Source organism: Rhodanobacter ginsengiterrae (assembly GCF_050026815.1).
In the GTDB taxonomy this organism is placed as follows: domain Bacteria; phylum Pseudomonadota; class Gammaproteobacteria; order Xanthomonadales; family Rhodanobacteraceae; genus Rhodanobacter; species Rhodanobacter ginsengiterrae.
Genome location: NZ_JALBWO010000055.1, coordinates 213,551 through 227,301, shown reverse-complemented (window position 1 = coordinate 227,301; position 13,751 = coordinate 213,551). Strand labels below are relative to the sequence as shown.

At 66.5% G+C, this 13,751-nt stretch carries 15 protein-coding genes; 6 read left to right on the top strand and 9 right to left on the bottom strand.

The window, feature by feature from the left end; genetic code table 11:
• Nucleotides 1–3 precede the first annotated feature (3 nt).
• A complete protein-coding gene (locus ACQGNJ_RS12195) occupies nt 4–564 on the bottom strand; it encodes an N-acetylmuramoyl-L-alanine amidase (protein WP_426689516.1) in 561 nt (186 codons plus the stop codon).
• A 91-nt stretch (nt 565–655) separates the two neighbouring features.
• Here ACQGNJ_RS12195 and ACQGNJ_RS12190 point away from each other — a divergent pair, with 91 nt between their 5' ends.
• From ACQGNJ_RS12190 to ACQGNJ_RS12180, 3 genes are all read left to right on the top strand, one after another.
• Nucleotides 656–1,180, top strand: coding sequence for an alpha/beta fold hydrolase (locus tag ACQGNJ_RS12190; RefSeq protein WP_426689515.1), 525 nt, complete (start codon nt 656–658; stop codon nt 1,178–1,180).
• A complete protein-coding gene (gene rlmKL / locus ACQGNJ_RS12185) occupies nt 1,177–3,378 on the top strand; it encodes a bifunctional 23S rRNA (guanine(2069)-N(7))-methyltransferase RlmK/23S rRNA (guanine(2445)-N(2))-methyltransferase RlmL (RefSeq protein WP_426689514.1) in 2,202 nt (733 codons plus the stop codon). The genes ACQGNJ_RS12190 and rlmKL overlap by 4 nt, the downstream gene beginning before the upstream one ends.
• Nucleotides 3,379–3,440: 62 nt before the next feature.
• The gene (locus ACQGNJ_RS12180; protein WP_426689513.1) at nt 3,441–3,881 is read left to right on the top strand and encodes a hypothetical protein; all 441 of its coding nucleotides are present in this window, start codon (nt 3,441–3,443) and stop codon (nt 3,879–3,881) included.
• Nucleotides 3,882–3,957: 76 nt separating this feature from the next.
• Here the strand turns inward: ACQGNJ_RS12180 and ACQGNJ_RS12175 are convergent, their stop codons facing one another.
• The gene (locus ACQGNJ_RS12175) at nt 3,958–4,404 is read right to left on the bottom strand and encodes a DUF6491 family protein (protein WP_426689512.1); all 447 of its coding nucleotides are present in this window, start codon (nt 4,402–4,404) and stop codon (nt 3,958–3,960) included.
• A 227-nt stretch (nt 4,405–4,631) separates the two neighbouring features.
• On the opposite strand from ACQGNJ_RS12175, the gene egtB reads away from it, so the two are divergent.
• Together egtB and egtD are read left to right on the top strand one after the other, a co-directional pair.
• Nucleotides 4,632–5,879, top strand: coding sequence for an ergothioneine biosynthesis protein EgtB (egtB, locus tag ACQGNJ_RS12170; RefSeq protein WP_426689511.1), 1,248 nt, complete (start codon nt 4,632–4,634; stop codon nt 5,877–5,879).
• Entirely contained in the window at nt 5,876–6,865 is a 990-nt protein-coding gene (gene egtD, locus ACQGNJ_RS12165; RefSeq protein ID WP_426689510.1) for an L-histidine N(alpha)-methyltransferase, read from the top strand. The genes egtB and egtD overlap by 4 nt, the downstream gene beginning before the upstream one ends.
• A 40-nt stretch (nt 6,866–6,905) precedes the next feature.
• Here egtD and ACQGNJ_RS12160 read toward each other — a convergent pair whose 3' ends face one another.
• Both ACQGNJ_RS12160 and trxC read right to left on the bottom strand, forming a co-directional pair.
• Nucleotides 6,906–8,411: a S10 family peptidase gene (locus tag ACQGNJ_RS12160; protein ID WP_426689509.1), complete on the bottom strand. Its 1,506-nt coding sequence runs from the start codon at nt 8,409–8,411 to the stop codon at nt 6,906–6,908.
• A gap of 158 nt (nt 8,412–8,569) precedes the next feature.
• Entirely contained in the window at nt 8,570–9,013 is a 444-nt protein-coding gene (gene trxC, locus ACQGNJ_RS12155) for a thioredoxin TrxC (RefSeq protein ID WP_426689508.1), read from the bottom strand.
• 146 nt (nt 9,014–9,159) lie between these two features.
• Here trxC and ACQGNJ_RS12150 point away from each other — a divergent pair, with 146 nt between their 5' ends.
• On the top strand, nt 9,160–9,564 hold the full coding sequence (locus ACQGNJ_RS12150) for a hypothetical protein (RefSeq protein ID WP_426689628.1): 405 nt from the start codon (nt 9,160–9,162) through the stop codon (nt 9,562–9,564).
• Nucleotides 9,565–9,571: 7 nt separating this feature from the next.
• Here the strand turns inward: ACQGNJ_RS12150 and ACQGNJ_RS12145 are convergent, their stop codons facing one another.
• From ACQGNJ_RS12145 to ACQGNJ_RS12125, 5 genes are all read right to left on the bottom strand, one after another.
• On the bottom strand, nt 9,572–10,534 hold the full coding sequence (locus ACQGNJ_RS12145; RefSeq protein WP_426689507.1) for a RodZ family helix-turn-helix domain-containing protein: 963 nt from the start codon (nt 10,532–10,534) through the stop codon (nt 9,572–9,574).
• A gap of 70 nt (nt 10,535–10,604) precedes the next feature.
• Nucleotides 10,605–10,745: a hypothetical protein gene (locus ACQGNJ_RS12140; RefSeq protein WP_426689506.1), complete on the bottom strand. Its 141-nt coding sequence runs from the start codon at nt 10,743–10,745 to the stop codon at nt 10,605–10,607.
• A gap of 215 nt (nt 10,746–10,960) precedes the next feature.
• Nucleotides 10,961–11,239 (bottom strand): SH3 domain-containing protein, encoded by a 279-nt coding sequence (locus ACQGNJ_RS12135; RefSeq protein WP_426689505.1) that lies wholly within the window; start codon nt 11,237–11,239, stop codon nt 10,961–10,963.
• Nucleotides 11,240–11,345: 106 nt separating this feature from the next.
• Nucleotides 11,346–11,948, bottom strand: a complete 603-nt coding sequence (gene msrB / locus ACQGNJ_RS12130; protein ID WP_426689504.1) for a peptide-methionine (R)-S-oxide reductase MsrB — start codon at nt 11,946–11,948, stop codon at nt 11,346–11,348.
• 28 nt (nt 11,949–11,976) lie between these two features.
• Complete coding sequence (locus ACQGNJ_RS12125; protein WP_426689503.1) at nt 11,977–13,698, bottom strand: cytochrome c biogenesis protein DipZ; 1,722 nt, start codon at nt 13,696–13,698, stop codon at nt 11,977–11,979.
• Nucleotides 13,699–13,751: the final 53 nt, after the last annotated feature.

Genomic DNA, 13,751 nt, shown 5'->3' with positions numbered 1-13,751 from the left:
GGCCTACGGCGCGGGCTTGCGTTCCAGTCCGCTTCCGTCGAGCACGACGGACCACGGAAACAGCGGGCCTGGATCCAGCTTGCGATGGATTTCCAGCGAGGCGTCGTCGCTGGCCGGCATCAGTGCGGTGTCCAGTTCCTCATGGCCGGCGATCCGCCGCAGGTTCGGGAAGGCATGCCGAAGTTCCGCCAGCAGGGCACGCAACGCGGCGATCTGGGCATCGGCATACGGCTCGGTCATCTGCTGCTGGCGTGAATCCCACCAGTGCGGGAAGCGCCCCAGATTCACCAACTCGATGCCGATCGAGCTCGGGTTGTGGCCGCGTACGTGGTTCGACACGCGGGTGCCGGGCACATAGCAGTACACCGCACCGTCGCGGTCGACGTAGTAATGCCCGCTGTTGCCGGTTCCGCCGGGATGCAGCACGCGTTCGCCGTATTCGCGCGCGGTGGCCAGGTCCGGCAGCTCGGTGCAGTGGATCACCACCAGCTCGACCGCCGTGGCGGGGCGCTCGGGCAGCAGATCGACGTAGGGCAGTGGCTGCTCGTGAATGGTCAGGCTCATGCGGCCAGTTTGGCATGCGCCGCGGCCGCGGTGGAAACCGCGCCTGTTACCATGCGTGCCTTGCTTTCCGCACTTTCGATGGAGACCGCCAATGCGCGGCCAGATCATTCTTTCGCACGGCTCCGATGCCGGCCCCGACGCGACCAAGGTCAGCCTGCTGGCCGCGCAGGCCGAGGCGCTCGGCTGGCGCACGCAGCGGCCGGACTATCGTGGCGACGACAGTCGCGGTCACGCCGGTTCGGTGGCGCCGCGGATCGCCCGGCTGCGCGCCACCATCGAAGCGCTGGACGAACCGCCGCTGCTGGTGGGCTCGAGCATGGGCGCCTTCGTCTCCGCGCTGGTCTCGCTGGAGGTGCCGGTGGCCGGCTTGCTGCTGTTGGCCACGCCTGGCGAAATTCCAGGTTACGCCCGCCGACTGGACTTGCGGCCGGAGGTGCCCACCGTGCTGATCCACGGCTGGCGCGACGAGGTCTGTCCGCTGGCCGGCATCCACGCATTTGCCGCGCGGCGCCGCCTGCCGCTGCTGGTGCTGGATGACGACCATCGGCTGGGCTCGAGCATGGACATGATCAGCGCGCAGTTCCGCTGGCTGCTCGACCAGCAGGCCGCGGCATGAATACGCCAGCCGCGCGTGCGTTCTTCGCCACCTGCCCGAAGGGCATGGAATACCTGTTGCGCGACGAACTGGTGGCCATCGGCGCCAGCGACGTGCGCGAGGCGCTCGCCGGCGCGCACTTCTCCGGCACGCTGGAAACCGCATACCGGGCCTGCCTGTGGTCGCGCCTGGCCAGCCGCATCCTGCTGCCGCTGGCCGAGTTCGACGCCGCCGACGATGATGCGCTGTATCGCGGCGTGCAGGATATCGACTGGAGCCGGCACCTGGCCGCGCACGGCACCTTCGCGGTCGACGCCGGCACCGCGATGAGCAAGTTGACCCACAGCCAGTTCATCGGCCTGCGCACCAAGGACGCGGTGGTCGACCAGTTTCGCCAGCGCGATGGTTCACGCCCCGGCATCGACACCGACGAGCCGGACATCCGGATCAACCTGCGCCTGCGCCGCGATCGCGCCACCGTGTCGCTGGATCTGGCCGGCACGCCGCTGCACCGGCGCGGCTGGCGCGAAGAGCAGGGCGAGGCGCCGCTGAAGGAAAACCTGGCCGCGGCGATGCTGCTGCGCGCGCGCTGGCCTGAGGTCTACGCGGCCGGCGGCGCGCTGCTGGATCCGATGTGCGGCTCCGGCACACTGCTGATCGAAGGCGCACTGATGGCGGCCGACGTGGCGCCCGGCCTGCGCCGCGAATATTTCGGTTTCCTCGGCTGGCAGCAGCACGACATCGCGTTGTGGCGTGGCCTGCTGGACGAGGCGACGCAGCGCGCCGAGCATGGCCTGCGCGGACTGCGCAGCGTGTTCTTCGGCAGCGACGCCGATCCGCGCATGGTGCAGACGGCCAAACGCAATGCGCAGGAAGCGGGCGTGGCTGGCTTCTTCACCCTGGACAAACAGGACGTGACGCACGCCGCGCCCCCACCGGGTATCGACTACGGCCTGCTCATCACCAACCCGCCCTACGGCGAACGCCTTGGCGATCGCGCCGAGATGCCGAAGCTGTATCGGGCCTTGGGCGACGCCTTGCGTGCGCGCTTCAACGGCTGGCGTGCCGCCGTGCTGGCCGGCGACGTGGAGCTGGGTCGGGCGATGCAGTTGCATGCGGAGAAGCGCTACGCGCTGTACAACGGAGCGCTGGAAACCGTGCTGCTGACTTTCGATCTGAAACCGCGTGATGAGGCGCCGCGCGAGCCGAAGCCGTTGTCGGCCGGCGCGCAGATGCTGAAGAACCGGCTGGAAAAGAACGTCAAGCACCTGCGCAAGCGGCTCACCCGCGAGGGCATCCACTGCTGGCGCGCCTACGATCAGGACCTGCCCGAATACGCGGCCGCCATCGACGTGTATGGCGATACGCAAGGCGACGATCACCTGCATATCCAGGAATACCGCGCGCCGGCCGACGTTCCGGCTGACGTGGCGCGGCTGCGCATGCGCGAAATCGCCCGGGTGGCCGGCGAGGTTCTTGGCGTGCCGCGCGAGCGCATTGCGTTGAAGACCCGCGAGCGTGGCAAGGGCGGGTCGAAGTATGGCCAGCTCGACCAGCGCAACGAGTTCATCGAGGTGGAGGAGGATGGCCTGAAGTTGCTGGTCAATCTCACCGACTATCTCGATACCGGCCTGTTTCTAGATCATCGACTGGTGCGCGCGAAAGTGCGCGAGCTGGCCGACGGGAAATGCTTCCTCAACCTGTTTGCCTATACCGCCACCGCCAGCGTGCATGCAGCCGCCGGCGGCGCGCTGGAGACCACCAGCGTCGACCTGTCGGCGACCTACCTGGAATGGGCCTCGCGCAATCTGGCGCTGAACGGTTTCAGCGGGTCCAGCCATCGCTTGATGCAGTTCGACGCGCTGGAATTCCTGCAGCGCGATCGCGGCCATTACGGGTTGATCTTCGTCGACCCGCCGACCTTCTCCAACTCCAAGCGTGCCGATGACTTCGACGTGCAGCGCGACCACGTGAAGCTGCTGGAAGCCTGCAACGAGCGGCTGACCCGCGATGGCGTGATCGTGTTCTCCAACAACTTCCGCCGCTTCAAGCTGGATCGCGCGGCGCTGGAAGCGCATTTCGAGATCGAGGACTGGAGCGCGCCCAGCATTCCGTTCGACTTCGCCCGCCGTACCGACATCCATGGCTGCTGGCTGCTGCGTCGACGCAAGGCGGATCCGGGAATCAATCCGTGGGATACGGCGCGCATCAAAAAGTGAACCCTTCAGTCCACATTAAGCGTGATCCGACCAGCATTTGCCCCGTACAACGGAGAACGCTCATGACTCGACGTTTCAGCGGTGCGGGCAAACTGGCAGCCATCGGCCTGGCTGTGGCAGCGGCGGTGGCGATGCCCCTGAGCGCCTCGGCGCACGGGCATGGCTACCACGGCGGCGGCTACCACGGCGGTGGCGACTATCATGGCGGTTATCACGGTGATTACCGTCGCGGCGGTCACTGGAGTGGTGGTCGCTGGATCGCAGGCGCGATCGTCACCGGTGCGCTGATTGGGTTGGTCGACAACGCGTTGAATCCGGCGCCGGTGTATTACGGCGGACCGGTTTACCGCGAGCCGCGCACGGTGGTCTATCAGGACGGACCGGTCTATCGGGACGCCCCGGTGGTGCGTCGTCGCGTGGTGGAGACCCGCACGGTGGTGTATGACGATCCCTACCAGACCCGCTACATCCGCGATGATGGTTACGGCGACGACGACGATTGATCGCATCGAGCATGCTTGAACCAAAGGGCCCGGATAATCCGGGCCCTTTGTTTTTGTCGGGGGAGGCCCGGAATGCTCAGTGTGCTGGCGCGCCGATCGGGCGTTCCGCGCCATTGCCATGACGCGTCGCCCTGGTGCTGAGCTGGTCGAAGCGCTGCTTGTCGATCCGGCTGACCGATTCGATCGCGCAGGGTGGCTGGTAACGGGAATGAACCGTCTCGCCATTCTCTCCACAAATGCGGCCGCGGTTGTTCACCGCATTGGACGGGTTGGCGCGGAAGATCAGCCCGGGCGGCGGCGTGCCGAGCCGCGGGCAGTCGCTGCGCAAGGTCACCAGGTATCGCTTCGGGCCGGTACGCACGATGGCCGTGCGTGCGTCCACGATGTGCCACTCGTTGATCTGGCTGGTGTCGATGCACTCGCCTGCAGGCAGCGGCACCTGCGTCGGTTTCCGGTCGGCGGCGTGGGCGGCGCCCATGCCGGAAGTGAGGGCCAGCAGCAGGAAGGGGAGGATCATTTTCATGGACCATGCCTCGCTATTCTCGGGAGTACGCAAAACGTGATGCAATCACGGCGGCTGCATGCCGGCTTGTCGGCATGGGTTGAACCGGGACAAGTATCGGTGATCTTCCTGTCACAAGAAGTGAACGGTCTACCCGGCATGCTTGGGAATATGCCGCTCGCCTCTCCCACGACCGCCAGCCTGCCTGTCCCGGCCGCCGCCAGGGCGGCACGCAGGGGAACCCATTGATGACCGCGCAATCGCTGGCTGGAGCGGATTCCTGCGCCCGATTTCTGGGGGTGCGGCAACGCACCCTCGAACTCTGCACCAACCTTGGCGCGGAAGACCTGCAACTGCAATCGATGCCCGACGCCAGTCCGGGCAAGTGGCATCTTGCGCATACGACCTGGTTCTTCGAACAATTCGTGCTCGGCCGCGACCCGGCCTATCGACCGCTCGATCCGGAATGGAGCTACCTGTTCAACTCCTACTACCAGTCGGTCGGGCCGATGCATGCGCGCCCGCAACGCGGGTTGCTGTCGCGGCCATCGCTGGAGCAGGTGCGCGAGTATCGACAGCGCGTCGACGAGGCGGTTGCCGAGCTGCTGCTGCGTCAGCAGGATGCCGAACTCGCCTCGCTGGTCGAATTGGGCCTGCACCATGAGCAGCAGCATCAGGAACTGCTGCTCACCGACATCAAGCACGCCTTCTGGTGCAATCCCCTGCGCCCGGCCTACCGCGCGCCCCTGGCATCCGGCGAGCGCGGCGTCGCCGTGCCGCTGCGCTTTCTCGACGGGGCCGAAGGCATCGTGGAAACGGGTCATCGCGGAGAGGGCTTTGCCTTCGACAACGAAACGCCGCGCCATCGCACGTTGTTGCAGCCGCACGCGCTGGCCAACCGGCTGGTGACCAATGGCGAATATCTGGCGTTCGTGCGCGAAGGCGGTTATCGCGAACCCGGGTTGTGGTTGTCCGAGGGCTGGGCCACGGTCCAGCGCGAGGGCTGGCAACAGCCGATCTACTGGCAGAACGACCTGGGCAGCGAATTCACCCTGGCCGGCATGCGTGCCATCGATCCGCATGAGCCGGTCTGCCATCTGAGCTATTTCGAGGCTGACGCGTTTGCGCGCTGGGCTGGCGCGCGCTTGCCCACCGAAGCGGAATGGGAGTCGGCGGCGCAAGGTCTTCCGATCGCCGGCAACCTGCAGGATCAGCGTCGGCATCAGCCGCAGGCGGCAACGGCCGGCGAGGGATTCCTGCAGATGTTTGGCGACGTCTGGGAGTGGACCTGCTCGCCTTACGTCAGCTATCCGGGCTTTCGTCCGCTGCCCGGCTCGCTGGGCGAGTACAACGGCAAATTCATGTGTGGCCAGTGGGTAATGCGGGGCGGCTCTTGCGCCACCCCAGCCGATCACCTGCGTGCCACCTACCGTAATTTTTTTCCGCCTCATGCCCGCTGGCAATTTGCCGGGCTGCGACTGGGACAGGACCGATGAGCAGCGTACAACCTTGCAACAGCGGCGACGACGATCGCCGTCCCCCACTGAATGACCTGCTGGCGATAGCCCGGCACGGGTTGGGCCTGAAGCCGAAGCGGCTGCCTTCGTGGCTGTTCTACGACGAGCGCGGATCGGCCCTGTTCGAGCAGATCTGCGAGCAGCCCGAGTATTACCTGACCCGCTGCGAAGTCGCGCTGATGGAGCAACACGCCACCGACATCGCCGACAGTCTGGGCAGCGAGGTGCGGCTGGTCGAATATGGCAGCGGCAGTGGTCTGAAGACCCGCATGCTGCTGCATCAGCTGCACCAGCCGGTTTCCTACGTGCCGGTCGAGATATCGCCGGCGCCACTCGGCGAGAGCATGCAGCGACTTGCCCGGGAGTTTCCGCAACTGCCGTTGCAGCCACTGTGCGCGGATTTCAGCAAGCCGCTGCGGCTGCCGATTCCTCCGCGAGCGCCACGCCGCACTGTGCTGTATTTCCCCGGATCCACCATCGGCAACTTCGAGGCGCGTGATGCGGTGACCCTGCTGCGCAAGATGCGCAACGAGATGGGTGACGCCGGCGGCATCCTGATTGGCGTGGATCTGAAGAAGGACGTGGCGCAAATGGAGGCGGCCTACAACGACCGCGCCGGCGTCACCGCCGAGTTCACCCTGAACATGCTGGCGCGGTTGAATCGCGAGATCGGCAGCGACTTCGATCTCGGCGCGTTCCACCATCATGCACGCTACAACCCGATGGCCGGTCGGATCGAGACGCACATCGTCAGTGCTCGCGAGCAGCAGGTGAAGATCGGCAACACCAAGGTGGGCTTTCGCGCCGACGAAGTGATCCAGGTCGAATACAGCTGCAAGTATTCGCTGGAGGATTTCGCGGCGCTGGCGGACAGGGCCGGCCTGGCCGTGATGCGCACCTGGATGGATTCGCAGCAGATGTTCAGCGTGCAATACCTGGTGCGCGCGAGCGCGGTGGCACGCTGAACAAGCACGGGCCGGCGTTGCGCCGGCCCGTCACTTTGCGTCACTTCACGCCGTAAAGCTTCTTCACGTCGGCGGTGAGCTCGGCCTGACTGTCCGGCCGCGCGTAGAACATGTGTCCACCGGGATACTCCTTCACCTGCACGCGGGTCGGATCGCCCATCGCCGGCATCTGGTCGACTGCCAGGACGGAAACCATGAAGGGGCACGACAGATCGTCCCAGCCATGCGCAATCAGCACGCGCAGGCTGGCGTCGTTGGCCACCGCCTGGCGCAGCTGCTTGACCGAGCCTTCCTGCGCATCGTCATCCTCGTGCCACAGACGACCCACGTCGTAGCTGAGCGCGTTGTAGCGGCCCTCGAACTTCCAGCCCACGGTCTGCGTGACGAAGTGGACCATCGCCGTGGTGGTGGGCGCGATGATGCCGTTCAGGATCGGGTCGCCAGTCTGCTGGCGCGGTGCATACGGGAACGGGTCCCACGCGGTGACGTTGGAGTCGTAGCGGCTGCCCAGCTTGCCCTCGGCGCGGTACACCTCCCGCAGATAGGCCTGTGTTTCCAGGCGGCCGCCGGAGCGCTTGACGAACAGCGGATCCAGCCCGGTCAGTTCGGTGACCTTCCGGATCATCGCTTCGGTGGCAGCCGGATCGGAACGACCCTGCATCAGCGTGGTGGCGTACTCACCGCGCGTATACGCAATGACCGGCGCCATCGTCTGCGCACTGAGCTTGCCTTCGCGCTCCAGGTGCGCTGCGGCGATCGAGGGCAGGGTGGTCATCCACGGCAGCGGCGAGACGGTGTCGTCGCTCCACGCGCCGGGGTCGAGATACGGCGAGATCAAGGTCACCCCGCTCATCGCCACGCCTAGCTGGGTCTGCATGTATTCGGTGATGCGCGGGCCGCGGAAACCGCCGTAACTTTCGCCGACGTAATACTTGCGCGAATCCATGCGCCCGTTCTTCACCAGCCAGTCGTACATGATGCGCGACAGGTACTTGATGTCCACATCGGTGCTGTAGAACTGCTTGGTCGCTTCCTTGTCGTCGACCAGCGCGCGGCTGTAGCCGGTGCCGATCGGATCGATGAAGACCAGGTCGGTGAAGTCCAGCCAGGTGCCGGGGTTGTCGTGCAGGGTCGGTGTCGCGGACGGCGAATCGCCCTCGGCACCGAAGTTCACTTTCTTCGGGCCGATCGCGCCCAGGTTGAGGTAGACCGACGAGGCGCCCGGGCCGCCGTTGAGCGCGAACGTCACCGGCCGGTCCTTGCCGGCCATGGTGTAGGCGGTGAACACCACTTCGCCGGTGGTCTTGCCCTTCTCGTCGCGCACCGGCAAGGAGCCGACGGTGACCGTGTACTTGAGCGACCTGCCGTCAACCGTGGTCGTCTGCGACACGTGGGCATCGGCCGGCAGCGGCGGCAACTGGAAGCCGTCGCTGCCGGCCGACTCCGGCGCCGCCGGCTTGTGGGTGTCGCCGGCGAAGGCAGGGGCGGCGTTGGAGGCGGCCAGCACGAAGGCCGCCAGCAGGACGGATTGCAGGGACTTGCGCACGGTTGTTCCTCGCGGCCGAAAGCGTCAAGACTAACCGGCGGCGCGATGGCGGGAGTGTGCTTAAAGGCATGGGCCACTTGCATCCCGCGGCGCGTCGCCGGGCAGACCGGATCGAACAGTCGCTGGCGGGCAAGCCGCTGTGCGGCGGCTTGTGCTGGTCAGCCGCGCGCCAGTGCCCCGTCGACGAACTGCTGCAATTGCGCGGCACTCAGGGCACCCGACTGACGCGCGATTTCGCGGCCCTGCTTGAACATGATCAAGGTGGGGATGCTGCGGATGTTGTAGCGGGATGCCACCTGCGGTTGCGCCTCGGTATCCAGCTTGGCCAGCCGCAGGCGCGGTTCGAATTTGCCGGCAGCCTGCACGAACACCGGAGCGAAGCCGACGCAGGGTCCGCACCACGGCGCCCAGAAGTCCACCAGCACTGGCAGGTCGCCGCGGCCGGTGATCCCATCGAAGTTGGACGTGGTCAGTTCCACCGGATGGCCTTCGAACAGGGCCTGCTTGCAGCGCCCGCAGTTCGGGTGCTCGTGGACGCGGTCAGAAGGGACGCGATTCAGCGCACCACAATGCGGGCACGGGATGGCGAGTGGTGCAGACATGGCAAACTCTGGGTTCCGGGCAGTTGAATGCGCCCATGCCGATCAGATGGCGGCTGGTCTTCGTGAATCCAAGTCAGTGCGATGCGTCCGGAGTTCCGCCAGTGTTGCGCCCGCCCTGGCTGAGCGTGGTCGTGCTTGTCCTGGGCATGACCTGGACGCTGCCGAACAGCGCAGTCGGACTTTTCATCGCGTGTCTCGGCATGCCGTTCGGTGCGCGCCTGCGCTGGCAACGGCGCGAAATGGCGGTGGTGGTGCGGCATTGGCCCTGGGGCGCGGGCGGCGCCCTGACCCTGGGCACTGTGATTGTGCATACCGGGCCGCAGCTGGATACCCCGTGCCACACCTATGCCCATCGCGCCGGTCGAGGCGCGGAGCCCTCGATTTCGCTGGCCGATCATGAGCGGGCGCATGTCTGGCAATACATGGTGCTGGGCCCGCTGTTCCTGCCGCTCTACCTGCTGTGCGGTGGAGTCAGTGCACGCAATCCGCTGGAACAGGCGGCTGACCGGTACGCGCTCCATGGCCGGGGATGGTGGCCATGGAGCGCGTGAGCGGGCTTCAACGCAGCGGGACGCTGCGGGTGTAGCGGCGCAGGTGATAGACGCGATGCACATGGGACGCACCCAGCCAACCGCCCAGCGCGGCTGCCAGCAGCGACAGCACGATGCTCAGCAAGAGCACCCACATGGCCATCGCGGCGTAGTGAGCGGCCTTGTCGGCGGTGGCTTTCATCTGCGATTTTGCTGCGTCGACTTCCGGCGACAGACTCTGCACGGTGGAGGCGATATCGGCCTGCGACATGTCCGTCCGGGCAGCCAGCAGCGCCTTCGCCGTGTCAGGGTGGTCGGTCAGCAGCGCGGCGGTCACGGCAGCAGTCATGCGCGGATCAAGCGGTCGGGCTGGCGGAGCGCGCATCGGCATGGCCTGATCCTGCACATCGCCGGTTTGCATGGCAGGCGCAGAAATGGCAGGCGCAGAAGTAGTGGCGGCCACCTTGCCTGCTGCACGGATCTTCTGTGACAGCTGGGCCTCCAGTCGCACGCTGGCATCGTCAGCCATCGACGTCCCGCCGCGCGCAGACGTGCCATCCCAATTCGTGCCGTACCGATGCATGCCGCCGCCAGCCGCTGCCAGGCTGGCACCGCTGCCGATGGCGCTGCCCATGCCCAGCGCCAGCATCAGACCGGATGCGGCAATCGAGAGCCCCCAGACGGTAATGCCGTGCATTACGCCGGTGGTGGGGTCGTCCCTGCCGTCGAACCAGCTGGCGAACAAGCCGCCGATCAGCAGTGAAACCACCCAGGTCAGGATCAGCCATGCACTGGTGGCAGCGCCGATGCCTCTGGCAACGGCCTGCGTGTCATCGGGAGCGAACGCGGAGAAGCCCATCGCGAGCCCGCCGACGTACATCAGGAAGGCGATACCGACGGCGACCAGCCAGCCCGCGATGATCGCACCCCATCGCAACGATGGCTGGGTCACTTCAACGATGGTGCTGTGTTCCACTTCTAGCTGTGCCATGAGGGCGTGCTCCTGTTGCTGATGAGGTAGGGGTACTGCCGCCAATCGCGGGCTTTGCCGCGGCAGTCCATCATGTGCAGCCGCGCAGCAGGAACAACACGATCAGCACCGGAATCGGCACGCCGAGCAGCCACAACAGCACCCAGCCGATCCCGCCCTTCTGTTTCTGTCGGTCGATCTGTCGACGACAAGTTTCCATCACGGTTCTCATGGTGTTCCTCCGTAGTCAGTACCGATGACGCAGCCGGGATGCCGGCTTGCGGCTCGGCTGAAACTGCTACGGCGGGCGTGGTAAGGACGTGACGGAGCATCGGATCCTTGCATGGCAACCGCGGGCTCCAGCGCTGTTCCATCCGCGCAAAGGAAAGCGGGCGGGAGGTTGCAGCTTGCCGCCCGCGTCCGGCGATGAATCAGCTGATCACGCGACTATTCAGTGGTCGCGATGGTCGTTCTTGCCGTGCGAGGACGGTTTCGATTTGCCCTGGTCCGAGCGTGCCGGTGGAGCATGGCCACCCGTTTGCGCGGGGCGGCTGGTTGGTGCTCGCGGCGGCGTGGCAGGACGTGCGGATAACTGCTGTCCGGGCCGGCGCGCAGGTTGACGTTGCCGGTGACGTAGCCTTCCGCGGCGTGCGCCAGCGCGGGAAACGCCAGTGAAGCCGAGGCGAGTGTCAGCGCGGCGAGAGCAGACCGGATCAGGGCGTTCATGCCGCGATCTCCAGCGGACGGGATGTCGGCCGGAGCATGGGCACGCGATCATGTGGGTGATGTCGCCTTTACGTGACGGGAACGGGTGCGATCCAGCGCATTCGACTCAACTTTCCGTTCGCGCAACAAAGCGCAGCGCCACGGAGTTCATGCAGTAGCGCAGTCCCGTGGGTTGCGGACCATCGTCGAACACGTGGCCAAGGTGACTGTCACAGCCCCTGCAGCTGATGGCGGTGCGGGTCATGCCGAACAGGTGGTCGATCTGCTCGACCACGTTGCGCCGCGCGATCGGCTGCCAGAAGCTGGGCCAGCCGGTGCCGGAATCGAACTCGGCGGCGGCGTCGTACAACGCGGTGTCGCACGCCCTGCAGCGGAACAGGCCGGCCACGGCGGGTCGTTCGTGCTCGCCACTGAAGGCGCGCTCGGTGCCCTCGCGCCGCATGATGTCGTAGGACGCCGGCGGCAGACGCTGCCGCCACTGGGCGTCGGTCAGTACCAGCCGCGGTACTTCGCGCGCACCCAGGTCGCGGCCGTGGTCGTCAAAGATCTCCAGCAGCACCTTGCCGGGTTGGCCGACGGGCGTGCTGGCGGCGGCACGCACGCGGGAAGCGAGCATTCCGCCGCCAGCCAGCAGCACGGCGCCACCGGCGAGCGAGGCGCGCAGGAAGCGGCGGCGATCCATCGCCAGGGTTTCTTCAAGACGTGACATGGCAACCTCCGGAACGGTGGGTTGAGGATCAGCCGAAGGTGAAGGCGAACGCCTGCACGCCCGGGTCGAGGAAGGTGATTTCGAACAGTCGCTCGCCACTGCCGTTGGCCTGGCGCACCAGTTGGTACAGGCGCTGGCTATCGACCGTGCCGTTGCCGTCGGCATCGGTATCCATGCCGTGGTCGGCGCCGGGCGGCTTGCCGTCGATGGTGACGCGGAAGCGGACCGGCTTGCCGTCACTGGCCGGCCCGAGCACCAGGTGCAGATCACGGCCGCGAAAGCGATAGACGATGGCGCCGCCAGCCTGGTCAAGTTGGGCGCTTTCGTCGCGCACCGTCCAGCGTCCGTCGAGCGACCACTGGTTCGCCGCCAGCGTGCCCGGTGCGCGGTAGTCGTGGCTGTCGTCGTGGGTCACCCGGCCACCGACGAAGTTCATTGCGCGCGCGTAGCCGACGTAGGTCTCGGGCGAGCGGGTGGGGTCGTTCGACGCGGTCGCCTCGACGCCACGATGATCATCGCTGACGTAGCCACCCGGCAGATTCTTCTGGCCGGCCTCGGTCAGCAACTGGCGGATCACGTCCTCGCTTTGGTGGTAATTGCCCTCACCGAAGTGGTGGCTGCGAATCCGGCCCTGGGTGTCGATGAAGTAGTGCGCGGGCCAGTATTCGTTGTTGAAGCCCTTCCAGATCGCGTAGTCGTTGTCGAGCGCGACCGGGTAGTCCACACCCAGATCCTTCACCGCCCTGATGACGTTGGCGGGATTCTTCTCGAAGGCGAATTCCGGCGCGTGCACGCCGATGATGACCAGCCCGTGGTCCTTGTACTTGTCGTACCAGCCGCGCACGTAGGGCAGGGTGCGGATGCAGTTGATGCAGGAGTAGGTCCAGAAGTCGACCAGCACCACCTTGCCGCGCAGCGATTCGGCGGTCAGCGGCGGGCTGTTGAACCACTGCGTGGCACCGGTCAGCGACGGCAGCTGACCTTCCACCGGCAGCGGTTCGCCGGCCTTCAGCACCGGTTGCGGCGCCGGTGCGGGGCGCACCGAATTGATCAGTCTCTGTTCGATGCCGCCGGTACTGGCCAGCGAGACGCGGGTGAGCAGGCCGGTATCCAGTCCCAGCGCGATCGCGGCGACGCCGCACAACACCAGCACGCCGAGCGCACGACGCACCCACTCGCCGGCACCCAGCGAACGCTTCATCAGGCCGAACACCTTGCCGCCGATCAGCAGCGCCAGGCCCAGCGAGGTGGCCGCGCCAGCGGCGTAGGTGAGCAGCAGCAAGGTGGTCTGCACGCTGGCGCCGTTAAGCGCCGCGCCGGTCAGCAGCAGGCCGAGGATCGGTCCCGCGCACGGTGCCCACAGCAGGCCGGTGGCGACGCCGAGACCGGCCGCAGCCCAGATCGAATCGCCGTCGCCCGCCGAGCGCTGCGACAGGCGGTTGCCCAGGGCCACGAACGGCCGGCTGATCCATTCGGCGAGGTGCGTCGACAGCAGCGTCAGGCCGAGGAAGGCCAGCACCACCAGCGCGATGAGCCGGCCGTACTGGTTCGCGTGCACCGCCCAGCCGCCGCCCAGCGCGGCCAGAGTGGCCACGCCGGCGAAGGTGATGGCCATGCCCAGCAGCATCGGGAAGCCGTTGCGCATGAACGGCTTGTCCGCGCGGGCGAACACGAAGGGCAGCACCGGCAGGATGCAGGGGCTGAGGATGGTCAGTACGCCGCCGAGGTAGGCGAGGATCAACACGAGCATGGGGTTGGCATCCGTGGGTGGTTGTCTGGTCTTTCGTCGTCGGGTGATCGCCG